The organism is Roseateles sp., from assembly GCF_047654785.1.
Classification (GTDB): Bacteria; Pseudomonadota; Gammaproteobacteria; order Burkholderiales; family Burkholderiaceae_C; genus Pelomonas.
This window is the reverse complement of the sequence record NZ_JASGKQ010000001.1, coordinates 606,557-629,749: the sequence shown is the minus strand read 5'-3', so window position 1 is coordinate 629,749 and position 23,193 is coordinate 606,557. Positions and strand designations below refer to the sequence as shown.

The 23,193-nt window shown below is 70.0% G+C and carries 24 protein-coding genes and 1 pseudogene; 5 read left to right on the top strand and 20 right to left on the bottom strand.

What is annotated here, in order from left to right; translation table 11 throughout:
- Window positions 1-27: 27 nt before the first annotated feature.
- From recO to QM788_RS02825, 18 genes and pseudogenes are all read right to left on the bottom strand, one after another.
- Window positions 28-741: a DNA repair protein RecO gene (gene recO, locus QM788_RS02910; RefSeq protein ID WP_415659959.1), complete on the bottom strand. Its 714-nt coding sequence runs from the start codon at window positions 739-741 to the stop codon at window positions 28-30.
- 110 nt (window positions 742-851) lie between these two features.
- Complete coding sequence (gene era, locus QM788_RS02905) at window positions 852-1,748, bottom strand: GTPase Era (RefSeq protein WP_415659958.1); 897 nt, start codon at window positions 1,746-1,748, stop codon at window positions 852-854.
- A complete protein-coding gene (gene rnc / locus QM788_RS02900; protein ID WP_415659957.1) occupies window positions 1,745-2,437 on the bottom strand; it encodes a ribonuclease III in 693 nt (230 codons plus the stop codon). Before rnc ends, era begins: the two co-directional genes overlap by 4 nt.
- Before the next feature lie 25 nt (window positions 2,438-2,462).
- Complete coding sequence (locus QM788_RS02895; RefSeq protein WP_415659956.1) at window positions 2,463-2,846, bottom strand: DUF4845 domain-containing protein; 384 nt, start codon at window positions 2,844-2,846, stop codon at window positions 2,463-2,465.
- An 8-nt stretch (window positions 2,847-2,854) separates the two neighbouring features.
- Window positions 2,855-3,833: pseudogene (lepB, locus tag QM788_RS02890) on the bottom strand (signal peptidase I).
- 26 nt (window positions 3,834-3,859) lie between these two features.
- The gene (gene lepA / locus QM788_RS02885) at window positions 3,860-5,668 is read right to left on the bottom strand and encodes a translation elongation factor 4 (RefSeq protein ID WP_415659955.1); all 1,809 of its coding nucleotides are present in this window, start codon (window positions 5,666-5,668) and stop codon (window positions 3,860-3,862) included.
- A 462-nt stretch (window positions 5,669-6,130) separates the two neighbouring features.
- Window positions 6,131-7,579, bottom strand: coding sequence for a DegQ family serine endoprotease (locus QM788_RS02880; protein WP_415659954.1), 1,449 nt, complete (start codon window positions 7,577-7,579; stop codon window positions 6,131-6,133).
- 65 nt (window positions 7,580-7,644) lie between these two features.
- Window positions 7,645-8,214 (bottom strand): RseA family anti-sigma factor, encoded by a 570-nt coding sequence (locus tag QM788_RS02875; RefSeq protein WP_415659953.1) that lies wholly within the window; start codon window positions 8,212-8,214, stop codon window positions 7,645-7,647.
- On the bottom strand, window positions 8,211-8,795 hold the full coding sequence (locus QM788_RS02870; protein ID WP_415659952.1) for a sigma-70 family RNA polymerase sigma factor: 585 nt from the start codon (window positions 8,793-8,795) through the stop codon (window positions 8,211-8,213). The genes QM788_RS02875 and QM788_RS02870 overlap by 4 nt, the downstream gene beginning before the upstream one ends.
- The gene (locus QM788_RS02865; RefSeq protein WP_415659951.1) at window positions 8,792-9,220 is read right to left on the bottom strand and encodes a hypothetical protein; all 429 of its coding nucleotides are present in this window, start codon (window positions 9,218-9,220) and stop codon (window positions 8,792-8,794) included. Before QM788_RS02865 ends, QM788_RS02870 begins: the two co-directional genes overlap by 4 nt.
- A gap of 18 nt (window positions 9,221-9,238) precedes the next feature.
- The gene (fabF, locus tag QM788_RS02860) at window positions 9,239-10,483 is read right to left on the bottom strand and encodes a beta-ketoacyl-ACP synthase II (protein WP_415659950.1); all 1,245 of its coding nucleotides are present in this window, start codon (window positions 10,481-10,483) and stop codon (window positions 9,239-9,241) included.
- A 130-nt stretch (window positions 10,484-10,613) separates the two neighbouring features.
- Complete coding sequence (gene acpP / locus QM788_RS02855) at window positions 10,614-10,853, bottom strand: acyl carrier protein (RefSeq protein ID WP_056204266.1); 240 nt, start codon at window positions 10,851-10,853, stop codon at window positions 10,614-10,616.
- Window positions 10,854-10,940: 87 nt separating this feature from the next.
- Window positions 10,941-11,681, bottom strand: a complete 741-nt coding sequence (gene fabG / locus QM788_RS02850; RefSeq protein ID WP_415659949.1) for a 3-oxoacyl-ACP reductase FabG — start codon at window positions 11,679-11,681, stop codon at window positions 10,941-10,943.
- Window positions 11,682-12,629, bottom strand: coding sequence for an ACP S-malonyltransferase (fabD, locus tag QM788_RS02845; RefSeq protein WP_415659948.1), 948 nt, complete (start codon window positions 12,627-12,629; stop codon window positions 11,682-11,684).
- Window positions 12,630-12,664: 35 nt separating this feature from the next.
- A complete protein-coding gene (locus QM788_RS02840) occupies window positions 12,665-13,645 on the bottom strand; it encodes a beta-ketoacyl-ACP synthase III (RefSeq protein WP_415659947.1) in 981 nt (326 codons plus the stop codon).
- Between the two features lie 14 nt (window positions 13,646-13,659).
- Complete coding sequence (plsX, locus tag QM788_RS02835) at window positions 13,660-14,760, bottom strand: phosphate acyltransferase PlsX (RefSeq protein ID WP_415659946.1); 1,101 nt, start codon at window positions 14,758-14,760, stop codon at window positions 13,660-13,662.
- Window positions 14,761-14,871: 111 nt separating this feature from the next.
- Window positions 14,872-15,057, bottom strand: coding sequence for a 50S ribosomal protein L32 (rpmF, locus tag QM788_RS02830; RefSeq protein WP_415654522.1), 186 nt, complete (start codon window positions 15,055-15,057; stop codon window positions 14,872-14,874).
- 179 nt (window positions 15,058-15,236) lie between these two features.
- A complete protein-coding gene (locus tag QM788_RS02825; RefSeq protein ID WP_415659945.1) occupies window positions 15,237-15,800 on the bottom strand; it encodes a YceD family protein in 564 nt (187 codons plus the stop codon).
- Between the two features lie 32 nt (window positions 15,801-15,832).
- Between QM788_RS02825 and QM788_RS02820 the strand changes: the two genes are divergently transcribed.
- A complete protein-coding gene (locus QM788_RS02820; RefSeq protein ID WP_415659944.1) occupies window positions 15,833-16,408 on the top strand; it encodes a Maf family nucleotide pyrophosphatase in 576 nt (191 codons plus the stop codon).
- Window positions 16,408-17,169: an SAM-dependent methyltransferase gene (locus QM788_RS02815; protein ID WP_415659943.1), complete on the top strand. Its 762-nt coding sequence runs from the start codon at window positions 16,408-16,410 to the stop codon at window positions 17,167-17,169. Before QM788_RS02820 ends, QM788_RS02815 begins: the two co-directional genes overlap by 1 nt.
- Here the strand turns inward: QM788_RS02815 and QM788_RS02810 are convergent.
- Complete coding sequence (locus tag QM788_RS02810) at window positions 17,166-18,632, bottom strand: DEAD/DEAH box helicase (protein ID WP_415659942.1); 1,467 nt, start codon at window positions 18,630-18,632, stop codon at window positions 17,166-17,168. The two genes, QM788_RS02815 and QM788_RS02810, sit on opposite strands and share 4 nt — an antisense overlap.
- A gap of 37 nt (window positions 18,633-18,669) precedes the next feature.
- Entirely contained in the window at window positions 18,670-19,761 is a 1,092-nt protein-coding gene (locus QM788_RS02805) for an MraY family glycosyltransferase (protein WP_415659941.1), read from the bottom strand.
- Window positions 19,762-19,920: 159 nt separating this feature from the next.
- On the opposite strand from QM788_RS02805, the gene QM788_RS02800 reads away from it, so the two are divergent.
- Genes QM788_RS02800 through QM788_RS02790 form a run of 3 tightly spaced genes read left to right on the top strand, consistent with a single transcriptional unit; the run spans window position 19,921 to window position 23,185 of the window.
- The gene (locus QM788_RS02800; RefSeq protein ID WP_415659940.1) at window positions 19,921-21,795 is read left to right on the top strand and encodes an SLBB domain-containing protein; all 1,875 of its coding nucleotides are present in this window, start codon (window positions 19,921-19,923) and stop codon (window positions 21,793-21,795) included.
- Between the two features lie 15 nt (window positions 21,796-21,810).
- Window positions 21,811-22,914, top strand: coding sequence for a GumC family protein (locus QM788_RS02795; RefSeq protein ID WP_415659939.1), 1,104 nt, complete (start codon window positions 21,811-21,813; stop codon window positions 22,912-22,914).
- 46 nt (window positions 22,915-22,960) lie between these two features.
- Window positions 22,961-23,185, top strand: a complete 225-nt coding sequence (locus QM788_RS02790) for an acyl carrier protein (RefSeq protein WP_415659938.1) — start codon at window positions 22,961-22,963, stop codon at window positions 23,183-23,185.
- Window positions 23,186-23,193: the final 8 nt, after the last annotated feature.

Below are 23,193 nucleotides of genomic sequence, written 5' to 3'. Positions count from 1 at the left end.
CAGCGAGCGGAACGAGCGCGGGGGCGATCATTTGTCGAGGAGGTTTTGCACGTCCACCATCAGCGCACGCGTGCGCAGCGGCTGGTGGCCGAGATGGTAGTGGAGCAGGCCGCGCAGCGTCGTCTTCAGGGCCTGCGGCGCGGCGGCGCAGGCCTGGCGCAGCGCGGCCTGGCTGCCGTGCAGCAGCGCGGCCTGGAGCTGGATCAGCAGCGCGCCGGGCAGGCCGGCGTCGCCGGTCGGCGGGATCAGGCCGGATTCGGGCGAGAGCTGGTAGCGGCGCTCGGGATCGAGCGCCGCCTGCGTCGGCGTGACGACGCTCAGGTCCGGCAGCAGGCCCAGTTCGGCCAACAGCCTCAGTTCGAAGGCGCGCAGCGCGGCGTCGCCTTCCGCCAGGTGGACGAGCGTGTCGGCATAGGCGTCGAAGAGCCGTGGATGCGGGTCGTGGCGGGCCAGCAGCTTCAGCAGCAGCTCGTTCAGGTAGTAGCCGGAGAATAGCGCCGCGCCGGCCGGCAGCGTCGCGCCGCCACCCCATTCGGCGCTGCGCAGCGTCTGCACCTCGCCGCCGTCCGCCTTCGCGGGCTTGCTCAAGCTGACCGTGATGCGCTGCAAGGGCAGCAGCACGGCGCGCAGTTGCGAGTAGGGCCGCTTGGCGCCCTTGGCCGCGACAGCGAGGCGGCCGGACTCGCGCGTGAACAGGTCGAGGATGAGGCTGGACTCGCTCCAGTCGTGCTGGTGCAGCACGTAAGCGGGCTGTCCTGGCGCCCCTCGCCCGGCGGGTACGCCGGACGGTCCCCCGAGGGGACGCGGGCCGGCTTGGGGGCGGCCCGGCGCTCGGCCCGAGGAAGCCGTCTTCACTCGTAGCCGTAGCTGCGCAGATGTTCCTCGCTGTCGGCCCAGCCGGAGCGCACCTTGACCCACAGCTCCAGGAACACGCGGCCGTCCATCAGGTGCTCCAGTTCCTGGCGCGACTCGGAGCCGATGCGCTTCAGCCGCTCGCCGCCCTGGCCGATGATCATGCCCTTGTGCGCGTCGCGCTCGACGACGATGCTGGCACTGATGCGGCGCAACTCGCCCTCGTCCTCCCATTTGTCGATGACAACGGTGGAGGTGTAGGGCAGTTCGTCGCCAGTCAGCCGGAACAGCTTCTCGCGGATGATTTCGCTGGCGAGGAATTTCTCGCTGCGGTCGGTCAGCGCGTCCTCGTCGTAGAACCAGCCCTGCTCGGGCAGGTAGGGCTTGAGGATGCCGAACAGCCGCGTCACGTCGGCCGCCTTCTTGGCCGACAGCGGCACGAACTCGGCGAAGTTGCGCCGCTCGGCCATGCCCTTGAGCCAGGGCGCAAGTTCGGCGCGGCGGCGCACGGCGTCGAGCTTGTTGGCGACCAGCACGACGGGCTTGTCCTCGGGCAGCAGGCTCAGCACCTTGGCGTCGTCCAGCCCGAAACGGCCGGCCTCGACGACGAACAGCACCAGGTCCACGTCGGCCAGCACGCCGTGCACGGTGCGGTTCAGCGTGCGGTTCAGCGCGGCGTTGTGGCGGGTCTGAAAGCCGGGCGTGTCGACGAACACGAACTGCGCCTCGTCCACGGTGCGCACGCCGGTGATGCGGTGGCGCGTGGTCTGCGCCTTGTCGGAGGTGATGCTGACCTTCTGGCCGACGAGGGCGTTCAGCAGCGTGGACTTGCCGACGTTGGGCCGGCCGACGATGGCGATGAGGCCGCAGCGTTGCGGGGCTTCGGTTTCGGTCATGGGGTGCCTCGTTCGGCGGTGAGTTTGTCCAGCAGCCGGCGCGCGGCGGCCTGCTCGGCGGCGCGGCGCGAGCGGCCTTCGCCGCGTTCGGCCACGTCCAGCGCCGGCACCGCGCATTCGACCTCGAAGGTCTGCGCATGCGCCTGGCCGCGCGCGGCGACGATGCGGTAGCCGGGCACGGCGATGCGGCGCGCCTGCAGCCATTCCTGCAGCGCGGTCTTGGCGTCCTTGGCGAAGTCCCCGGCGCTGGTGGCCGTGGCGATGGTGTCGCCCAGCAGGCGGCGCACGATGGCCAGCGCGGCGTCGTAGCCGCCGTCCAGGTAGGCGGCGCCGAGCAGGGCCTCCACGGCGTCGGCGAGGATGGACGGGCGCTGCGCGCCGCCGCCGCGGGCTTCGCCGTCGGACATCTTCAGCACGTCCGGCAGGCCCAGGCCCAGGCCCAGCTTGTACAGGCTGTCCTCGCGCACGAGGTGGGCGCGCACGCGCGTCAGGTCGCCTTCGTCGGAGCCGGCGTAGCGCTCGTACAGCAGGCTGGAGACGGCCAGACTGAGCACCGCGTCGCCGAGGAACTCCAGGCGCTCGTTGTGGTCGGCGCCGTAGCTGCGGTGGGTCAGCGCGCGGGCCAGCAGGTCCGGCCGCTGGAAGCGGTGGCCGAGGCGGCGCTGCAGGGGGTCGAGCGCGGCGCTCATCGTCGCGGCAGCCTCGCCGGCACGGTCAACGCGAGTGGCCCCGGTACTTGATCAGCAGGTAGACCGGCCCGAAGAGGTCGATCTCCTTGTCGTAGCCGAACTCGATGACGACCCGGTCGTTGGCGTCCTTGCTGATCGCCAGGTCGCTGCTCCTGACGCTCTGGATGGAGTACTCGACCTGGGTGGCCTTGTCGAACTCCTGCCGCACCTGCGGCACGGTGGCCGGGTTGCCGGCGGCGATGCGGTCCACGACCTTCTGCACCGTGTAGTACTCCAGCACGGTGGGGAAGACCTTCATGCCCACCACCGCCGCGACGGCGATGACGGCGCCCCAGAACAGCAGGCCGAGCAGCGTGAAGCCCTGCTGGCGGCGGGCGGCGGACGGGAGCGGGGAGCGACAGGTGTTCATCGGGGGCGTCAGTCGAAGAAGGTGCCGATGCGCTTGAGGTTACCGAAATTCATCCAGACCATGAAGGCGCGGCCGACGATGTTCTCGTCCGGCACGAAGCCCCAGAAGCGGGAATCGCGAGAGTTGTCACGGTTGTCGCCCAGCATGAAGTAGTGGCCGGCCGGCACCTTGCAGGTGACGCCCTCGACGGTGTAGCGGCAGTTGTCCTGGAACGGGAACGGGCCGTCCGCGCGGTCGGCGCGGAAGAAGCGCTGCGCATCGGGCTGCACCAGGATTCTGGTGCTCGCGCTCGCCCAGCCTCTCCAGGAAGCGCGGGCGGTAGACGCGGGCGTCCTCGTCGTAGAAGTTGCCCTGGGCCTGCACCGGCACGGGCTGGCCGTTGATGTAGAGCTTCTGGTCGCGGTAGCTGACCTCGTCGCCCGGGATGCCGGCCACGCGCTTGATGAAGTCGGTGCTGGGGTCCTCGGGGTAGCGGAACACCATCACGTCGCCGCGCTTGACGTCGTTGTTGGCGATGATCTTCTTGTTCAGCACCGGCAGGCGGATGCCGTAGTGGAACTTGTTGACCAGGATGAGGTCGCCCACCAGCAGCGTCGGCACCATGGAACCGGACGGGATCTTGAACGGCTCGAACAGGAACGAGCGCAGCAGGAACACGACCAGGATCACCGGGAACAGGCCGGCGGTCCAGTCCAGCCACCAGGGCTGCTGCAGCAGTTGCTGGCGGGCGGGCTCGATGTCGCCGTCCACGCGGCTGATGCCCTGCGCGGCCAGCGTCTCGCGGCGCTTGGCGTCGCCGTCCACCAGGCGCTGCGCGGCCGCGCGGCGGGCCGGCGCGAAGTGGAAGCGCTCGGCCAGCCAGTACAGCATGGTCACCGCGGTGAGCACGAACAGCAGCAACGCGAAGTTGCCGGTCCAGCGTCCGACGTACCAGCCGCCGAGATAGGCCACCAGGGCCGCGTACAAAACGCCGGTGAGAACGCTCATCGATTGAAAGGGCATGGGGGGGAGGGTTAATCGTCGACCTGCAGGATGGCGAGGAAGGCTTCTTGCGGCACCTCGACCGAGCCGATCTGTTTCATGCGCTTCTTGCCGGCCTTTTGCTTTTCCAGCAGCTTGCGCTTGCGGGTGATGTCGCCGCCGTAGCATTTTGCCAGCACGTTCTTGCGCAGCGCCTTGATGTTCTCGCGGGCGATGATGTTGGCGCCGATGGCCGCCTGGATGGCCACGTCGTACATCTGGCGCGGGATCTGCTCGCGCATCTTGGCGGCCACGCCGCGGCCGCGGTACTGGCTCTGGCTGCGGTGGACGATCATGGCCAGCGGGTCGACCTTGTCGCCGTTGATCATGATGTCGACCTTGACGACATCGGCGGCGCGGTATTCCTTGAACTCGTAGTCCATCGACGCGTAGCCGCGCGACGCGGACTTCAGCTTGTCGAAGAAGTCCAGCACGATCTCGGCCAACGGGATCTCGTAGGTCAGCATGACCTGCTTGCCGTGGTAGGCCATGTTGAGCTGCACACCGCGCTTCTGGTTGGCCAGCGTCATGACGACGCCGACGTAGTCCTGCGGCATGTAGAGGTGCACCGTGACGATGGGCTCGCGGATCTCCTTCATGCGGCCCACGTCGGGCATCTTGGACGGGTTCTCGACCTGGATGACCTCGCCGTCGTTCAGCTCCACCTCGTAGATGACGCTGGGCGCCGTGGTGACGAGGTCCTGGTCGAACTCGCGCTCCAGCCGCTCCTGCACGATCTCCATGTGCAGCAGGCCCAGGAAGCCGCAGCGGAAGCCGAAGCCCAGTGCCTGGCTGACCTCGGGCTCGAAGCGCAACGAGGAGTCGTTCAGGCTGAGCTTCTCCAGCGCGTCGCGCAGCTGGTCGTACTCGCTGGCCTCCGTCGGGTACAGGCCCGCGAACACCTGCGGCTGGATCTCCTTGAAGCCGGGCAGCGCCTCGGTCGCCGGGCCGGCGTTGTTGGGCAGCTTCTTCTCCAGCGTGATGGTGTCGCCCACCTTGGCCGCGGCCAGCTCCTTGATGCCGCAGATGATGAAGCCCACCTCGCCGGCCTTCAGCGCGTCGCGGTTCTCGCTCTTGGGCGTGAACACGCCCAGGTGCTCGATGGGGTAGACGGCGTTGGTCGCCATCATGCGGATGCGCTCGTTCTTGCGCAGTTCGCCGTCCACCAGGCGCACCAGCATGACGACGCCGACGTAGTTGTCGAACCAGGCGTCGATGATCATGGCCCGCGGCGGCGCGTCCGGGTTGCCGCGCGGCGGCGGCATGCGGGTGATCACGGCCTCCAGGATTTCGTCGATGCCCATGCCGGTCTTGGCCGAGCAGGGAATGGCGGCGTCGGCGTCGATGCCGATGACGTCCTCGATCTCGGCCTTGGCGTTGTCCGGGTCGGCGGACGGCAGGTCCATCTTGTTGAGCACCGGCACGACCTCGACGCCCAGGTCCAGCGCCGTGTAGCAGTTGGCCACCGTCTGCGCCTCCACGCCCTGCGAGGCGTCCACCACCAGCAGCGCACCCTCGCAGGCGGACAGCGAGCGGCTCACCTCATACGAGAAGTCCACATGCCCCGGCGTGTCGATCAGGTTCAGGTTGTAGACCTTGCCGTCCTGGGCCCGGTACTGGAGCGCGGCGGTCTGCGCCTTGATCGTGATGCCGCGCTCGCGCTCGATGTCCATCGAGTCCAGCACCTGCGCCTCCATCTCGCGGTCGCTCAGGCCGCCGCAGCGCTGGATGATGCGGTCGGCCAGCGTGCTCTTGCCGTGGTCGATGTGGGCAATGATGGAGAAATTGCGGATGTGGTTCATGCTGACTGCGGCGCGCGGGGACTGAAATCGCAACGGCCTCGCCGTTGCGTTGGAGGCTCATATCGCGCAGCGATGTGAAGGCCCGCCAGGGGCCGTGCCGAAGATAAAAAAAAGGCACGTCGAAGAGGTGACGCGCCTTCCAACAAAAGGTATGGCAACTGCTTGTTGGGCTTCCATTGTAGCCAAAAGGCCCGGCCGGAACACCGCACCAGCATTGGTTTCCCGGCCGTTGCAGGCTGCCAACAAGGAATTTGCGCACAGTTTATCCACAGATGCTTGTGGATCGCCTGTGGATCGAATCCACCGGCCGGCGATGCCGGGCGATTCGATCGCCAGGCATCGCTTTCCGGGGGCTTCGGCGCCGGATTTTAGCGTTCGACGCCAACAATCCGGGCCGTGCACCGAGGCATCGAAGTGAGCCAGCGCAAACTTCCGCAAGCGATGGCCACCCCTGCCGGGCACTCAGCGGGCCGGCTTCAGCAGCACGAAGCTGACCACGTCATCGCGGCGCACCATCAGGTTGATCACCTTGGCCTTGTCCGCCTTGGCGATCTGCGCCTGGAAGGCCTTGACGCCGGCCACCTCCACGTTGTCCACCGCCAGGATCAGGTCGCCCTCGCGCAGGCCGGCGCGGGCGGCGGCCCCGGTGGCGGCGTCCACCCGGACGCCGGACTTCAGCTTCAGTTCCTTGCGCTGCGCGTCGGCCAGCTCCGAGACCTGGAGGCCCAGCGCCGCGCTCGGGGTGGCGGCAGGCGCCGGGTCCTTGTCGGCCGCGGTGCCCACGGCCTTGCTGCGCTCGTCCTCGGCCAGCGTGACCTTCAGGTCCTTGTACGCGCCGCGGCGGAACACGGTCAGCGTGGTCTTGGCGCCCGGCTTCACGGCGGCCACGAGGCGGCGCAGGTCGGCCGCCTTGTCCACCACCTTGCCATCGACCTTGGTGACCACGTCGCCGCCCTCGACGCCGGCCTTCTCGGCCGGGCTGCCGGCAACGACGGAGCGGATCAGCGCGCCCTGCGGCTTGCCCAGGCCGATGGCCTCGGCGACTTCCTTGGTGATGTCGTCCGGCAGCACGCCGAGGTAGCCGCGCACGACGCGGCCGCCGGCGCGGAGCTGGTCGGCCACGCGCACCGCCTCGTCGATCGGGATCGCGAAGGCGATGCCCATGTAGCCGCCGCTCTGGCTGTAGATCTGCGAGTTGATGCCGATGACCTCGCCGCGCAGGTTGACCAGCGGGCCGCCGGAGTTGCCGGGGTTGATGGCCACGTCGGTCTGGATCAGCGGCAACAGGTCGCCGGTGTCGCGCTGCTTGGCGCTGATGATGCCGGCCGTCACGGTGTTCTCCAGGCCGAACGGCGAGCCGATGGCCATCACCCATTCGCCGACGCGGGCCTTGGTGCTGTCGCCGACCTTGACGACCGGCAGGCCGGTGGCCTCGACCTTCACGACGGCCACGTCGGAGCGCTGGTCGGCGCCGATGATCCTGGCCTTCAGCTCGCGCTTGTCGGTCAGCGTGACGATGACTTCGTCGGCGCCCTGCACCACGTGGGCGTTGGTCATCACATAGCCGTCCGCGCTGAGGATGAAGCCGGAGCCGACGCCGCGGCGCATCGGGCCGTCGTCGTCCGGCGCGCCGCGGCGCGGGTTGGGCACGGGGATGCCGAAGCGGCGCAGGAACTCCTGCATCTGCTCGTTCATCTCGCCCCGGCCCTCGGCCGCCTTGACCTTCTCGGAGGTGCGGATGTTGACCACCGCCGGGCCGACGCGCTCGACCAGTTCGGCGAAGTCCGGCAGGTCGCCGCGCGCCTGCGCGGTGGCGGGCGCGTGGCCCAGCGTCAGCGCAAGCGCCAGCGCGGCGGCGCTCGCCACGAGGCGGGCGCGGGAGGGAGCGTGGGCGTGGTTCTCAGCGTGCATAGTGGTTTTCCAGGAACGAATCGGAGGGACGGCGGACGGGACAGATGGGTCGGCGCACGGCGGGTTCAAGGGCGCGCGGCCGGCCCGGCCGCGTCGGGCAGCGCCGGGCCTTGCGGCCATTCGGCGATCTCGGGGTGAGAGTCCACCACCTGCAGCGTGGCGGCGCCGGGCCAGGCCCGGCCCGCGGCGGCCTGGGCGAAGCTGGTGCCCACCAGGGCCTGCGTGCGCGGCGCCGCCGTGGCGGGCGCCAGGGTCGCCAGGGCCATGAGGTCGCCGCCCGCCGGCGACGGCCAGCGCAGCGTGCTCCAGCCGACCGCCATCGCGACGAAGCTGGCCGCCACGGCCGCGGGCGCCAGCCAGTCGCGGCGGCGCGGCCGGGGCGGCAGCGGCGCGGCCAGCGCCGACATCCGCGCGTGCAGCCCGTCCAGCAGCGCCTGCGGCTCACGGTGCAGCGCGGGCAGGTCGGCCGAGCGCAGGCCGTCGCCCGCGGCGTGCCACAGCGCCCAGCGCTCGCGCAGGCCGGCGTCATGCGCCCAGGCGGCCTCCACGCGCGCCCAGTCGGCGGCCGTCGCGCGGCCATCGGCCACGGCGGACAGGGATTCGTTCAGCAGGTCGTCGTCCATCGTCGTGTTCACCAGCGCCGCCCTCCCCGGCCCTCCAGCAGCGGCCGCAGCCGCGCGGACAGGGATTCGCGCGCGCGGAAAATGCGCGAGCGCACGGTGCCCGGCGGGCAGTCCATCAGGTCGGCGATCTCGTCGTAGCTCAAGCCATCCACCTCTCGCAGCAGCAGCGCCCGGCGCTGGTCCTCGGCCAGCGCCTGGACCGCCTCGTCCAGCCCGCGCACCAGTTGGCGGTTGGCGAGCAGGGCCTCGGGGGTCGCATCGTCGCTTGGAGCGGCATCGGTGCCGAAAGTTCCCTCGCCGTCCTCCAGCGATTCGAGGGGGCGCTGGCGCGCGCGATGGCGCTTGGCGATGTTGACGGCGATGCGGTACAGCCAGGTGTAGAACGCGCTCTCGCCACGGAAGCCGGGCAGCGCGCGGTAGGCGGCCAAAAAGGTCTCCTGGCACAGGTCGGCCACGTCGGCGGGGTCGCGCACGCTGCGCGACAGCAGGCGCTCGACGCGGCGCTGGTACTTCAGCACCAGCATGTCGAACGCCGCGCGGCTGCCGCCCTGCGCCTGGCGCACCAGCTGCTCGTCGGCGGGGTCGCCGCTCACGACGGCTCTCCGGGCGACGGCGGCGCCGCGAACAGCGTGGCGCGCAGCGCGGTCCACTGCGCCGCCTGCTGGTGCCGGGACAGCGGCAGCCAGCGCGGGCCGGGCATGGCGCGCAGCAGCAGCCAGGCGTCGAGGTCGATCAGCACGGTGAGCTGGACGGCGGTTTCGTCGTCATCGCGGTGGGGGTGGCCCAGCCACCAGGCCTGGCCATCCCAGCGCAAACGGCGCGGGCCGACGGCGGCCGCGCGCCAGGCCCAGGCTGCGGCGGCCGGCACCGCCAGCAGCGCCGGCCAGGCCTGGGGCTGGTGGCCGAGCGCCCAGGCCGCGAGGCCGCCGGCCGTCATCGCGGCCAGCAGCGCCACGACGGCCTGCACGGCCGGCTGGGGCGCGAGGCGAACCACGACCGGCGGCGTGCGGCGGCGCATCGCCGGGCGGCAGCGTCTTCAGACGCGCTTGAAGATCAGCGTGCCGTTGGTGCCGCCGAAGCCGAAGTTGTTCTTCGCGGCGACGTCGATCTTCATCGGCCGCGCCTCGTTGGCGCAGTAGTCCAGGTCGCACTCGGGATCCTGGTTGAAGATGTTGATCGTCGGCGGCGCGACCTGGTCGCGGATGGCCAGCGCGGTGAACACCGACTCGATGCCGCCCGCGCCGCCCAGCAGGTGGCCGGTCATGGACTTGGTCGAGCTGATGACCATCTGCCGGGCGTGGTCGCCGAAGGCCAGCTTGATCGCGTTGGTCTCGTTCACGTCGCCCAGCGGCGTGGAGGTGCCGTGCGCGTTCATGTACTGGACCTGGTCCGGGTTGATGCCGGCGTTGCGCAGCGCCGCGCGCATCGAGCGCTTGGGGCCGTCGACGTTCGGCGCGGTCATGTGGTAGGCGTCCGCGCCCATGCCGAAGCCGGCCAGCTCGCAGTAGATCTTGGCGCCGCGCTTCCTGGCGTGCTCGTACTCCTCAAGCACCAGCACGCCCGCGCCCTCGCCCAGCACGAAGCCGTCGCGGTCCTTGTCCCAGGGGCGGGACGCGGTGGCGGGGTCGTCGTTGCGGGTGGACAGCGCGCGGGCCGCGGCGAAGCCGCCGATGCCCAGCGGCGACACCGCGCCTTCCGCGCCGCCCGCGACCATCACGTCGGCGTCGCCATACTCGATGAGGCGGCCGGCCTCGCCGATCGCGTGCAGGCCGGTGGTGCAGGCCGTCACGATCGCCAGGTTGGGCCCCTGGAAGCCGAAGTTGATGGAGACGTGGCCCGAGATCATGTTGATGATCGAGGCCGGAATGAAGAACGGCGAGATGCGGCGCGGGCCGCGGTTCACCAGTTCGCTGTGGGTGTCCTCGATCAGCGGCAGGCCGCCGATGCCGGAGCCGACGAGCACGCCGATGCGCTCGGCCTGCTCCTCGGTCAATTGTTCCCCGGTAGGGATGCCGGAGTCGCGCACCGCCTGGAACGCCGCCGCGAGCCCGTAATGGATGAAGGCATCCATGTGCCGGGCTTCCTTGGCGGGGATGTAGTCCTCGATGCTGAAGCCCTTGACCTCACCCGCGAAGTGGCACGCCAGGTTGCTGGCGTCGAAGCGGGTGACGGTGGCGATGCCGGAGCGCCCGGCGAGGATGTTGGCCCAGCCCTCGGCGACGGTATTGCCGACGGGGCTGATGAGGCCAAGTCCGGTGACGACGACGCGGCGGCGGCTCATGGGCGCCCCTCGTCCGACGAGTAGGCCAGCCCATCCCCCGAGGGGATGCGGGCCGGCTTGGGAGCGGCCCGGCGCTCGGCCCGCTGGCTCAGGGAAACGGTGGCGAGGCTCATGCGGCGAAGAAAGGGGGTCAGGCCTTCTGGTGCTTGACGGCGTAGTCGATCGCCAGCTGCACGGTGGTGATCTTCTCGGCCTCTTCGTCCGGGATCTCGATGCCGAACTCGTCTTCGAGGGCCATCACCAGTTCCACGGTGTCCAGAGAATCGGCGCCCAGGTCGGCGACGAAAGCCTTTTCGTTCGTGACGTCGGCTTCCGCCACGCCGAGTTGCTCGGCGATGATTTTCTTGACTCGTGCTTCGATATCGCTCATGACTCCTCCAGGAGGGGTTTGCAGAAAACAGCCCGGCATTCTACGGGCTCTAGATGGGCGCCCCTAACCAGCGGCGCCCGTGCCTTTTCAGGCCATGTACATGCCGCCGTTGACGTGCAGCTCGGTGCCCGTGATGTAGGCGCCGCCGGGCGAGGCCAGGAAGGCGACGGCCGCCGCGATTTCCTCCGGCGCGCCCAGGCGGCCCAGCGGGATCTGCGCCAGCAGCGCGGCCTTCTGGGCCTCGGGCAGCACCTCGGTCATGTCGGTGGCGATGAAGCCCGGCGCGATGCAGTTGACCGTGATGCCGCGGCTGCCCAGCTCGCGCGCCAGCGCGCGCGTCAGGCCGGCGACGCCGGCCTTGGCGGCCGCGTAGTTGGCCTGGCCGGCATTGCCGGAGGCGCCGACGACGGACGTGATGTTGACGATGCGGCCCGCGCGCTGCTTCATCATCGGCTTGGTGGCCGCGCGGGCGAGGCGGAAGACGGCCTTCAGGTTGGTGTCCATCACCGCGTCCCAGTCCTCGTCCTTCATGCGCATGGACAGCGTGTCGCGCGTGATGCCGGCGTTGTTGACGAGCAGGTGCAGGCCGCCTTCCTTGGCGACGATGTCATCCACCGCGGCCTGGGCGGCGGCGCCGTCGGTCACGTCCAGCGCGATGCCGCGGCCGCCATGGGCCGCCAGCGCCTCGGTGATGGCGATGGCACCCGCCTCGGTGGTGGCCGTGCCGATGACGCGCCAGCCTTCCGTGGCCAGCATCAGCGCGATGGCGCGGCCGATGCCGCGGCTGGCGCCGGTGACGAGGGCGACGCCCTTGGATGCCGCACTCATTCAGCCGCCTCCGAGCAGGTTGCGGGCCTCGGCGAGCGAGGCGGGGTCGAACACGCAGGCGGCCTGCAGTTCGGCGTCGATGCGCTTGGCCATGCCGGTCAGCACCTTGCCGGGGCCGGCTTCGACGAGGTGGTTCACGCCACGCGCCTTCAGGGCCTGCACGACCTCGACCCAGCGCACCGGGCCGAAGGCCTGGCGGTACAGCGCGTCGCGCAGCGCGTCGGCACTGCCGGCGACGGCCACGTCGATGTTGTTGACGACCGGGAAGGCGGCGGGCTGGAACTGCACCGTCGCCAGCCGTTCCTTCAGCCGCTCGGCGGCCGGCTTCATCAGGCTGGAGTGGAAGGGCGCGGACACCGGCAGCGGCAGCGCGCGCTTGGCGCCCGCGGCCTTCAGCAGCTCGGCGGCCTTCTCGGCGCCGGCCTTGCTGCCGGCGATCACCGTCTGCTTCGGGTCGTTGAAGTTGACGGCCTCGATGGCCTCGCCGGTCTCGGCGGCCGCCTGCGCGCAGCCGGCGCGCACGGCGTCGCCGTCCAGGCCCAGGATGGCATACATCGCGCCCGCGCCGACCGGCACGGCCTCCTGCATCGCCTGCGCGCGGAAGCGCACCAGCGGCAGCGCGTCGGCCAGGCTCAGCGCACCCGCGGCGACCAGCGCCGTGTACTCGCCCAGCGAATGACCCGCCGCAGCGACGGGCACCACGCCGGTCTCGGCGACGAAGGCGCGCCAGCAGGCGATGCCGGCCGTCAGCATGACGGGCTGGGTGTTGGTGGTCAGGTCGAGCTGGTCCTTCGGGCCGGCGTGGATCAGCGCGCCCACGTCCTCGCCGAGGGCGGCAGAGGCCTCCTCCAGCGTGAGGCGGACTTCCGGGTGGTCGCCCCAGGCGTCGAGCATGCCGACGGCCTGCGAGCCCTGGCCGGGGAAGACAACGGCGAACGGTGCAGTCATAGGTTCGGTTCCAGATCGGGGAATGCCGGAGCAGGCTAGTACTTCAGCAGGGCCGCGCCCCAGGTGAAGCCGCCGCCCACGCCCTCCAGCATCACGGTGTCGCCGCGTTTCACGCGGCCGCTGCGCACGGCGGCATCCAGCGCCAGAGGCACGGACGCGGCCGAGGTGTTGCCATGCTCGTCGACGGTGACGATGAGCTTGGCGAGGTCCATCTTCAGCTTGCGGGCCGTACCCTGCATGATGCGGATGTTGGCCTGGTGCGGGATCAGCCAGTCGATGTCGGCATCGGTCAGGCCGGCCTTGTCGAGCACCGCGCGGGCCACCTTCTCCAGCACGCCGACGGCGAGCTTGAAGACGGCCTGGCCGTCCATGCGCAGCAGCGGCGAGCCGACGACCTGGCCGCCGGACACGGTGCCGGGCGTGCAGAGGATGTCGACGTGGCGTGCATCGGCGTGCAGTTCGGTGGCGAGGATGCCGGGCTCGCTGCTCGCGCCCAGCACGACGGCGCCGGCACCGTCGCCGAACAGCACGCAGGTGGTGCGGTCCTTGAAATCGAGGATGCGCGAGAACACCTCGGCGCCGACCACCAGCGCCTTGCTCGCGCTGCCGGCCTTGATCATCGCGTCGGCCACGCTGAGCGCGTAGACGAAGCCGGAGCAGACGGCCTGCACGTCGAATGCCGCGCAGCCGAACGCGCCCAGCTTCCGCTGCAGCAGGCAGGCGGTGGACGGGAACACCATGTCCGGCGTGGACGTGGCGACGATGATGAGGTCCAGCTCGTCGGCCTGGACGCCGGCCGCGGCCAGCGCGGCCTGCGCGGCGGGGAAGGCCAGGTCGCTGGCGGCCTGGTCCGGCGCGGCGAAATGGCGCGCGCGGATGCCGGTGCGCTCGACGATCCACGCGTCGGAGGTTTCGACGCCATCGGCCGCGAGGCGGGCGGCGAGATCCTGGTTGCTCACCCGGTCGCCGGGCAGGTGGCTGCCGGTGCCGAGGATGCGGGAGTAGCGGGGGGTCAAGGTTCCTGTGGGGCTCATGCGGCCTGCGCGACGGTGTTCGCCGCGTTGTCTCCTGCATCGCCCGCCTCGGCTTGCAGCGTGGCGACGATGCGGTCGTGGACCCGGTCAAGCAGCCGGTTGCGGGCGGCATCATAAGCGCGCGCCAGCGCCTGCTCGAAGGCGAACGCATCGGCCGAGCCATGGCTCTTGAACACCAGCCCGCGCAGGCCCAGCAGCGCGGCGCCGTTGAAGCGGCGGTGGTCCACGCGGTGCTTGAACGCCTTCAGCACCGGCAGCGCCACCACGGCCGCCGCCTTGGTCAGCAGGTTGCGGCCGAACTCCTCCTTGATGAAGGCGCCGATCATGGTCGCCATGCCCTCGGAAGTCTTGAGCATGACGTTGCCGACGAAGCCGTCGCAGACGACGATGTCCGTCGTGCCCTTGTAGATGTCGTTGCCCTCGACGTTGCCGAAGAAGTTCAGCCGCCCGGCGCTGCCGGCCGCGCGCAGCAACTCGCCGGCGCGCTTGATCATCTCGCTGCCCTTGATGACCTCCTCGCCGATGTTGAGCAGGCCGACGCTGGGGTTCTCGTCGCCTTCGACGGCGGACACCAGCGCGCTGCCCATCACGGCGAACTGCAGCAGGTGCTCGGCCGTGCAGTCCACGTTGGCGCCCAGGTCCAGCACGGTCGTGAAGCGGCCGCGCTGGTTGGGCATGACGGTGGCGATGGCTGGGCGGTCGATGCCGTCCAGCGTCTTCAGCAGGTAGCGGGCCACGGCCATCAGCGCGCCGGTGTTGCCGGCCGACACGCAGGCATGCGCCTGTGGCGGGTTGCCGTCGCGGTCGGCCTTGAGCTGCTGGAGGGCGACGCGCATCGACGAGTCGCGCTTGCGGCGCAGCGCCACCTCGATGGCGTCGTCCATCGTGACGACCTCGCTGGCGGCCACGACGCGGCAGCGCGGCCAGGCCGCCGCGGCGGCCAGCGCCTCGGGCTGGCCGACCAGCAGCAGCTCGGCGCCGGGGTGCCGGTCGAGGAACGCGCGGCAGGCCGGCAGCGTGACCGAAGGGCCGTGGTCGCCCCCCATGCAGTCGACGGCCAGGCGTATCGGTTCGGGCAGGGGGGCAGGACTGGTCATTTCAGTGGTTCGGGTCGGCCACAAAGACCAAACCCGGCACTGCGCGGTACGCAGGCCGGGTCGGCAGGTTCATCGACAGTTCGGCGCCGCGCCTGGCGGCACCGGGCACCATCAGGCCGCGTCGGCCTTGCTCTTCAGCACCTTGCGGCCACGGTAGAAGCCGTTGGGGCTGATGTGGTGGCGCAGATGGACTTCGCCGGTCGTCGGCTCGATGGCCGTGCCCGGGGTGACCAGTGCGTTGTGCGAGCGGTGCATGCCACGCTTGGAGGGCGACTTCTTGTTTTGCTGAACGGCCATGAGATTCTCCGAATTCTGCGGCAACGGTGTGCCGGGTTGGGGTTGCGACCCCGGGGAGTGAGATCAAGGCTCGAACTCCAGGCCGCAGAAAAGCCGACGAGTGTAGCACCGAACACCCACACCGCCAAGCCCGCCGACAACACAGGCTGGCCGGGCGCGCGGCGAGCATGCGCGCCGCGTCAGTTGTCGCGCCGCTTCAGGGCGGCCAGCGCGGCGAAGGGGTGGGGCCGCTCATCGGCCTCATCGGGTGCATCACCGGCGCTGCCGCCACCGGGCTGCGGCAGCGGTTCCGGGCAGGCCTCGTGGCGCGGCACCAGCGGCAGCGCCAGCAGCAGCTCGTCCTCGATCAGCTCGCGGGCATCGAGATGGCGCGGCAGGGCCAGCACGTCGTCGTCGCTGTCGATGTCCAGCGCCTCGGCCTCGGCCTCGGTGCCGACGAAGCGGATCCAGCGGTCGATGTCGAGGGCCTCATGCACCGGCTTCAGGCAGCGCTGGCAGGTCAGCGCCACGCGGGCCGAGGCGGCCAGGTGCAGCCAGGTCTGCGCGGCCGCCGCCTTGGGCTGGCGGATCTCGCCGTGCAGCCGCCAGGTCAGCGCCGGCCAGCCGCTGGCCGGCGCCTCGGGCGCGGCCGCTTCGGCCAGCCGCTGCAGCGTCGCGGCGGGCCACTCGCCCGCCAGGCTGGCGCCGTCCTGCGCGAAGGCCGCGAGGTCGAGCTTCTCGGGAACAAAGGCACGCGATTTCATGGCCGCGAGTTTAGGCGGGCGAGAATGCCGCGATGCCGCCGCTGATCCTCGCTTCCACCTCCCGCTACCGCCAGGAACTGCTGGGCCGGCTGCGCCTGCCGTTCGAGGCCGTGGCGCCCGAGGTCGACGAGGCCCGGCTGCCAGGCGAGGCCCCGGCCGCCCTGGCCGAACGGCTGGCGCTGGCGAAGGCGCGCGCCGTCGCGGCGCGGCACGCGGGGGCCGTGGTGATCGGCTCGGACCAGGTGGCCGACCTGGACGGCGAGGCCATCGGCAAGCCTGGCCACCACGAGGCGGCGGCCGCGCAGCTGCGGCGCATGAGCGGGCGCGTGGTCGTGTTCCAGACCGCGGTCGCCGTCGTCGCGCCGGGGCTGGCCGCCATCGAGCGCGCGGAGGTGCGCGTGCGCTTCCGCGACCTGTCCGCCGCCGCCATCGACGCCTACCTGCGCGCCGACCAGCCCTATGACTGCGCCGGCAGCGCCAAGGTCGAGAGCCTGGGCGTGGCGCTGCTGGAGGCGGTGGAATCCGACGACCCGACGGCGCTGGTCGGCCTGCCGCTGATCCGCACCTGCGCGCTGCTGCGCCGTGCCGGCCTGGAGCCGCTGGCGTGATGGCCCCGGGCCGCCTGATCCTGATGCCCAACACGCTGGACTTCGGCGTGGACGATGCGCTGGACCTGCGCGAGGTGCTGCCCCAGCGCGTCATCGAGCAGGCCGCCCGGCTGGGCCACTGGGCCGCGGAGAACGCGAAGACGACGCGGGCGCTGCTGAAGCGCGTCGATGCCGTCGCGCCGCTGGCGCAGCCGCTGCAGGCCGTGCAGATCGCCGAACTGCCCCGCCCGCCCAAGGGCGGCCGGCCGGCCGGCGACGACGCGGCCGCCTGGCGCGCGCTGCTGGCGCCCGCGCTCGCGGGCCACGACCTGGGGCTGGTGTCCGAGGCCGGCCTGCCGGCCGTCGCCGACCCGGGCGCGCGGCTGGTGGCGCTGGCGCACGAGGCCGGCGTCGCGGTGCTGCCGCTGTCCGGCCCCAGCTCGCTGCTGCTGGCGCTGGCCGCCAGCGGGCTGAACGGCCAGAGCTTCGCCTTCGTCGGCTACCTGCCGGTGGACGCCGCGGCGCGCGCCGCGCGCATCCGGGAACTGGAAGCGCTGTCGGCCCGGGCGCAGCAGACGCAGTTGCTGATCGAGACGCCCTACCGCAACGAGGCCTTGCGCCAGGCGCTGCTGGCGGCGCTGAAGCCCGGCACGCGGCTGTCGATCAGCGTCGGCCTGACGCTGCCGGGCGGATGGACGCGCACCGCCACGGTGGCGGACTGGCGGCGCAGCGGCCCCGCCCTGCCCGACCGGGTGCCGGCGGTGTTCTCGCTGCTGGCCTAGGACTCGGCCGGCGCGGGCTTCTTGGCGCCGAACAGCGCGGCGACCTGCCGCTTGGGCTTGATGTAGCTCGACAAGCCCTTGACGGGCGACGCGGCCCGGGCCTTCTCCCAGGCCGGCGGCTCGTCGCCGCTGCTGGCTTCATAGGGCTTGTCGAAGAACGGATCCTTGGGCGGCGCGGGCGGCCGGAAGGCGGCGCGCGGCGCGGGCCGGTCGGCCGGTTCATCGCCGTCGGCGCGGCGGCGCTCGAAGCGCGGCGGGCGGCTGTCCTGCAGCTCGAACGCATCCAGGTCGATCTTGCGCTTGATCAGCTTCTCGATGTCCGCCACCAGCCGGGCGTCGGACTTGGTCACCAGCGTGACGGCCAGGCCCGAAGCACCCGCGCGGCCGGTGCGGCCGATGCGGTGGACGTAGTCCTCGGCGTTGAACGGCACGTCGAAGTTGAAGACGGCCGGCAGGTCGGCGATGTCCAGGCCGCGGGCGGCCACGTCGGTGGCCACCAGCAGGTCCACCTCGCCGCGCTTGAAGGCGTCCAGCGACTTCAGCCGCTCGTCCTGGGACTTGTCGCCGTGCAGCGCCGCGGTGCGCAGGCCGTCGCGCTCGAACGAGCGCGCCAGGCGCGCCACGCCCAGCTTGGAGTTGCCGAACACGATGGCCTGGCGGATGGCGCGATCCTTCAGGATCTGCCGGATGATGGCGCGCTTGTCGTCGTCGGTCGCGCTGATGAAGCGCTGCTCGACGGTCGAGGCGGTCTGGTTGGGCCGCGCGGTCTCGACGAGCAGGGGCTCCTGCAGATAGCTCTGCGCCAGGCGCTTGATCTCGGGCGAGAAGGTGGCCGAGAACAGCAGCGTCTGCCGCACCTTGGGCAGGTAGCTGAGGATGCGCTGCAGGTCGGGCAGGAAGCCGATGTCCAGCATGCGGTCGGCCTCGTCGAGCACCACGTACTCGACCTGGTTGAGCACGCAGTTCTTGGCCTCGATGTGGTCCAGCAGCCGGCCGGGCGTGGCGATCAGCACCTCGACGCCGGCCTTGAGCGCGGCGGTCTGCGGCTTCATGTCGACGCCGCCGAAGACGACGGCGGAGCGCAGCTGCGTGTGCTTGGCGTACTTCTTGACGTTGTCGGCGACCTGGTCGGCCAGTTCGCGCGTCGGCGCCAGCACCAGCGCGCGCACCGGGTGGCGGGCGGGCGAGACGCTGGGGTTCTCGTGCTTGAGCATGCGCTGCAGCAGCGGGATGGAGAAGGCCGCCGTCTTGCCCGTGCCGGTCTGCGCGGCGCCCATCACATCACGGCCTTCCAGCACGATGGGGATCGCCTTGGCCTGGATGGGCGTCATCGTCAGGTAGCCGGAATCGGCCACCGCGCGAAGCAGCTTGGGGTCGAGGGGCAGGGTGTCGAAACGGGCCGGCGGCGCCGGCTCGGCAGGGGCCGCGGCGGCGGCGTCTGGCTGGGAAGCGTGTTCGCTCATAGCCGGCGATTATCGCCGGCCGGCACTTTGGCGGGTTTCAGCGCGTCACGACCAGCCATTTCGGCGTCTTGAACCGGACGATGCGGCGGTACAGCGCGACGTAGGTGGTGCCGAACAGCAGCATGCAGGCGGCGATCAGCGCCGTGGAGTCCCAGAACATCAGCGCGGGCACCAGCGAGGTCACGCACAGCATCCACAGGTAGGGTGCGGTCAAGGAGTTGCGGCGGGTCAGCGCGCGCGCGTCGCGGGCGCCGATGGCCCAGCGCATCAGGCGGCGGTAGATCAGCGAGTGCAGGTGGATGCCGTCCGGCTGGTCGTGCGGCACCGCGCGGACGACCTTGCGCCGGTAGATGGAGAACACCGTCTCGAACACCGGATAGATGCAGACCATCAGCGGGAACAGCGGCGACACCTCGGGGTTGCGGGCGATCAGCAGGATGCCGATCTCGGCCAGGTAGAAGCCCAGGAAATAGGCGCCGCCGTCGCCCAGGAAGATCAGCCCGCCCGGGTAGTTCCAGACGAAGAAGCCCAGCGTCGCCCCCACGCCCGCCAGCGCCCACAGCGCCAGCGGGGTGTCGCCGACCTGGTAGGCCACGTAGGCGAACACCAGCAGCATCAGGCTCACGCACATGGACGACAGGCCGTTGAAGCCATCGATGATGTTCACCGAGTTGGCCACGCCGGCCACGGTGAAGACCGTGGCCATCCAGGCGCCGATGGCGGTCGAGACGAACCAGTCCAGGCCCGGGATGTCGGTCTTCGTGATGGTGGCGCCCACCAGCCAGATGCCCAGCGCCGCCGACGCGGCCGTCGCCAGCAGGCGCTTGCCGGGCGACACCTTCTTGGTCAGGTCCTCGACCAGCCCCGCCAGGAAGGCCGGCAAGCCGCAGACCAGCAGCAGCGCCCCCAGGGTCCAGGTCGGATGCCTGGCGAAGGCGACGACGCCCACGCAGCAGGCCAGTCCGACGAACATGCCCACGCCGCCGATCCGCGGCACCGGCGTCGCGTGGAATTTCTGCGGGCCGGACAAGTCCGCGTCGGCGGACAGGTGCGCATGGCTCCTGGCGGAATGGATCACCAGCAAGGTCACCACGGCGGCCACGAAGAATGGCAGGAGAAGATAGAGCATCGGCGCGAGTTTACCGAGCGCCCCCGGCGCGGCCGGCGATGGCGCGGCCACTAGAATCCGCCTCCATTTCAACGAGGCAGTTGCCCGCCGACGGCCGCAACGCCCGCCTGACCAACCAATCTGGTGAACTCCTTGCGCTGGCATTCCCTCCCCGGCCTCTTGGCCACGGCTTTGCTCGCCGGCACGGCGCCGGCATCCGCCGCCACCGACAACACGACGGAAACCGACGCCCAGGCGGCCACGCCGCAGGGGCCGCTGCGCCTGAACACGGCCGCCAGCAGGCGCACGGGGGCGTCCGTCGACGAGGCCGATCAGGACCCGCAGTCCACCGATCCGCAAGCCACCCCGGAAACACGGACGCGCAACTCCCTCCCCTTCGGCAGCAGCCGCAAGCCGGTGCTCAGCGAATTCGAGGCCTATGTCAGCGAACTGGCCGGCATCCCGGTGCAGCGCCTGGGCCACGACCTGATGCTGCCGACCCGCAACGCCTCGGCCGCCGTCGAAGCCAACCGCCAGGTGCCGCCGGACTACGTCGTGGGCCTGGGCGACGAGATCCAGCTCACGCTGTGGGGCTCGGTGGATGCCGACCTGCGGCTGACCGTGGACCGCGCCGGCCGCATCGTCATCCCGCGCGTCGGCCCGGTCGTCGTGGCGGGCGTCAAACAGGCCGACCTGAACGACCTGCTGACGCGCCGCGTCGGCCAGGTGTTCCGCAACTTCCAGCTCAGCGCCACGCTGGGCCGGCTGCGCAGCATCCGCTACTACGTGACCGGCTTCGTCGCTCGGCCGGGCGCTTACAGCGTCAGCAGCCTGGCCACCGTGATGACCGGCCTGGTCCAGGCCGGCGGCCCGTCGGCGGCCGGCAGCTTCCGCAGCATCGAACTGCGCCGCGGCGGCAAGGTGGTCGGGCACTTCGACCTCTACGACCTGCTGGTGCGCGGCGACAAGCAGGGCGACCTGCCGCTGCAGGCGGACGATGTGCTGCACGTCGGCCCCATCGGTCCGCAGGTGGGCGTGCTGGGCAGCGTCAACAAGCCGGCGGTCGTCGAGCTGAAAGGCCGCGAGACCGTGGCCGACGCGCTGGCCGCCGTCGGTGGCCTGACCGCCGTGGCCGACGCCAGCCGCCTTGCGCTCGAACGCCTCAGCGACCGCAACGACCGCCGCGTCGTCCAGCTCGCGCTGCCGGGCGACGCCGCCCAGAAGCTCGTCAACGGCGACGTGCTGCGCGCCTTCAGCGGCGTCAGCGCCGTGCTGCCGCAGGACAAGCAATACAAGCGCGTGCGCGTCGAAGGCGAGGTCGCCCGGCCGGGTGACTACGTGCTGCCGCCCGCGAGCACGCTGCAGGACGCCGTCCAGGCCGCCGGCGGCTTCACGTCCAAAGCCTATGTGTTCGGCACCGACTTCTCCCGCGAAAGCGTGCGCAAGGCCCAGGAAGAGAACTACGACCGGGCGCTGCGCGACATGGAGATCGAGTTCACGCGCAGCACGTCCACGCAACGCGCCGCGAACGCCGACGAGGCCGCCGCCCAGGCCCAGCGTGCCGCAGGTAACGCGCGCCTGATCGACCGCCTGCGCGCCACGCGCCCCACGGGCCGCATCGTGCTCCAGCTCGACCAGGGCGCGCGCGACCTGCCCGCGCTACCGGTCGAGGAAAACGACCGCCTCTACGTCCCCGCCCGCCCCAACACCGTCGGCGTGTTCGGCAGCGTCTTCAACGGCGGCAGCTACCTGCTGCGCGACGGAAGTTCGGTGGACGACATCCTCAAGCTCGCCGGCGGCCCCACCCGCGGCGCCGACACCGGCAGCACCTTCGTCATCCGCGCCAACGGCACCGTCATCAGCGCACGGCAGGCCAGCAGCGGCTGGCTCAGCATGGGCTCCACGATGGCCGCGCTGCCGGCCCTGCCTGGAGACACGGTCTTCGTTCCGGAGGAGATGAACAAGACGACGTTCATCCAAGAGGCGAAGGACTGGACGCAGATTCTTTATCAATTCGGTCTGGGCGCGGCAGCGCTGAAGACGATCAAGAACTGACGACTGGGAAATATTTTGAACAGCTCGACAACAATCGTCTCTCATGAGGACGACGAGATCCACGCACTGTTAGAACCGCTGGTTCAGCACTGGCGCACGATTGCCGTCTCCACGATGCTCACCGGCGCTCTGGCATTGGGCGCCACTTACCTGATATCACCAACGTTCACGGCGAAGACCAGCTTTCTGCCACCTCAGCAGCAAAGCAACGCCTCTGCAGCGCTTGCCTCCCTTGGTGCCCTGGCGTCGCTTGCGGGCAATTCGAGCTCCATCAAGAATCCGGCAGACCAGTTCATCTCGCTGATGTCCAGTGTCACGGTTAGCGACCGCATCATCGACCAGTTTCATCTCATGGATGTCTATGATGCCAAGCTGCGCTCGATTGCCCGCCAGCGACTGAATGACAACGTACGCATCCTGGCGGGCAAGAAAGACGGCATGATCTACGTTGAGGTTGACGATCATGATCCACAGCGTGCCGCAGGCATTGCCAATTTCTATATTGAAGAACTACGGCGCATGACCACTAATCTGGCTCTATCAGAGGCGGCACAACGTCGAGCATTCTTCGAAACCCAACTCAAGCAAACTCGCGACCGCCTCACACTTGCGCAGCAGGCGCTCCAATCCAGCGGCTTCAATGCCGGGGACTTGAAATCCGAACCGAAGGCAGCCGCAGAGTCATACGCCCGACTGAAGGCCGAGCAAACGGCGGTTGAGGTGCGCCTCCGAACGCTACGCTCAACATTGGCCGACTCTTCGCTCGAGGTTCAACAATCTCGTGCGACGCTTGCAGCACTCGGAGACCAGATCGCCAAGATCGAATCGGCCAAACGGGGGGAAGTACCGCAGCAGGATGGTTACGTCGCGAAATATCGTGACTACAAGTACGAAGAAGCACTTTTTGAGATATTTTCCCGGCAGTTCGAACTAGCCAAAAGTGATGAAAGCCGGGAAGGCGCATTGATCCAGGTTATTGACCCTGCCTTGGTGCCTGACCGAAAGTCCAAACCGCGGCGCGCCATGACCGCGATGGGCGGAGCTGTCGCTGGGCTATTCGCCTCCATGCTATTCGTCGTAGCAGTTTCACGCCGCAGGCCTCGACACGGCGCAGCGTGATACGACCTCTCAAGATCGCATCCCAAGATAAATTCATAGAGAAATCATGGAAGATAAACTTCGCGCGACCTTTGCCGAGGCGCTTGGCACAACGGCGGACCAGATCACCGACACAACGACGTACTCAGAGTTTCCGAATTGGGATTCGGTCGCTCATATGGCATTGATTGCGGCCATTGAAGAGTCGTTCGACATCATGATCGACGCCGAAGACGTCATCGACATGAGCAACTTCGCCAAGGCGAAGCAGATCGTGGCCAAGTACCTCTGAGCACGCCC

What these genes read in the sequence shown, in the direction of transcription:
- rnc (WP_415659957.1), bottom strand. Translation starts at nt 2,437, where the DNA reads ATGAGCGCCGCGCTCGACCCCCTGCAGCGCCGCCTCGGCCACCGCTTC.
- QM788_RS02805 (WP_415659941.1), bottom strand. Translation starts at nt 19,761, where the DNA reads ATGCTCTATCTTCTCCTGCCATTCTTCGTGGCCGCCGTGGTGACCTTG.
- acpP (WP_056204266.1), bottom strand. Translation starts at nt 10,853, where the DNA reads ATGAGCGATATCGAAGCACGAGTCAAGAAAATCATCGCCGAGCAACTC.
- QM788_RS02895 (WP_415659956.1), bottom strand. Translation starts at nt 2,846, where the DNA reads ATGAACACCTGTCGCTCCCCGCTCCCGTCCGCCGCCCGCCGCCAGCAG.
- plsX (WP_415659946.1), bottom strand. Translation starts at nt 14,760, where the DNA reads ATGACCAGTCCTGCCCCCCTGCCCGAACCGATACGCCTGGCCGTCGAC.
- fabD (WP_415659948.1), bottom strand. Translation starts at nt 12,629, where the DNA reads ATGACTGCACCGTTCGCCGTTGTCTTCCCCGGCCAGGGCTCGCAGGCC.
- QM788_RS02815 (WP_415659943.1), top strand. Translation starts at nt 16,408, where the DNA reads ATGGCCCCGGGCCGCCTGATCCTGATGCCCAACACGCTGGACTTCGGC.
- QM788_RS02790 (WP_415659938.1), top strand. Translation starts at nt 22,961, where the DNA reads ATGGAAGATAAACTTCGCGCGACCTTTGCCGAGGCGCTTGGCACAACG.
- QM788_RS02880 (WP_415659954.1), bottom strand. Translation starts at nt 7,579, where the DNA reads ATGCACGCTGAGAACCACGCCCACGCTCCCTCCCGCGCCCGCCTCGTG.
- era (WP_415659958.1), bottom strand. Translation starts at nt 1,748, where the DNA reads ATGACCGAAACCGAAGCCCCGCAACGCTGCGGCCTCATCGCCATCGTC.
- QM788_RS02820 (WP_415659944.1), top strand. Translation starts at nt 15,833, where the DNA reads ATGCCGCCGCTGATCCTCGCTTCCACCTCCCGCTACCGCCAGGAACTG.
- QM788_RS02825 (WP_415659945.1), bottom strand. Translation starts at nt 15,800, where the DNA reads ATGAAATCGCGTGCCTTTGTTCCCGAGAAGCTCGACCTCGCGGCCTTC.
- QM788_RS02865 (WP_415659951.1), bottom strand. Translation starts at nt 9,220, where the DNA reads ATGCGCCGCCGCACGCCGCCGGTCGTGGTTCGCCTCGCGCCCCAGCCG.
- rpmF (WP_415654522.1), bottom strand. Translation starts at nt 15,057, where the DNA reads ATGGCCGTTCAGCAAAACAAGAAGTCGCCCTCCAAGCGTGGCATGCAC.
- fabG (WP_415659949.1), bottom strand. Translation starts at nt 11,681, where the DNA reads ATGAGTGCGGCATCCAAGGGCGTCGCCCTCGTCACCGGCGCCAGCCGC.
- fabF (WP_415659950.1), bottom strand. Translation starts at nt 10,483, where the DNA reads ATGAGCCGCCGCCGCGTCGTCGTCACCGGACTTGGCCTCATCAGCCCC.
- lepA (WP_415659955.1), bottom strand. Translation starts at nt 5,668, where the DNA reads ATGAACCACATCCGCAATTTCTCCATCATTGCCCACATCGACCACGGC.
- QM788_RS02810 (WP_415659942.1), bottom strand. Translation starts at nt 18,632, where the DNA reads ATGAGCGAACACGCTTCCCAGCCAGACGCCGCCGCCGCGGCCCCTGCC.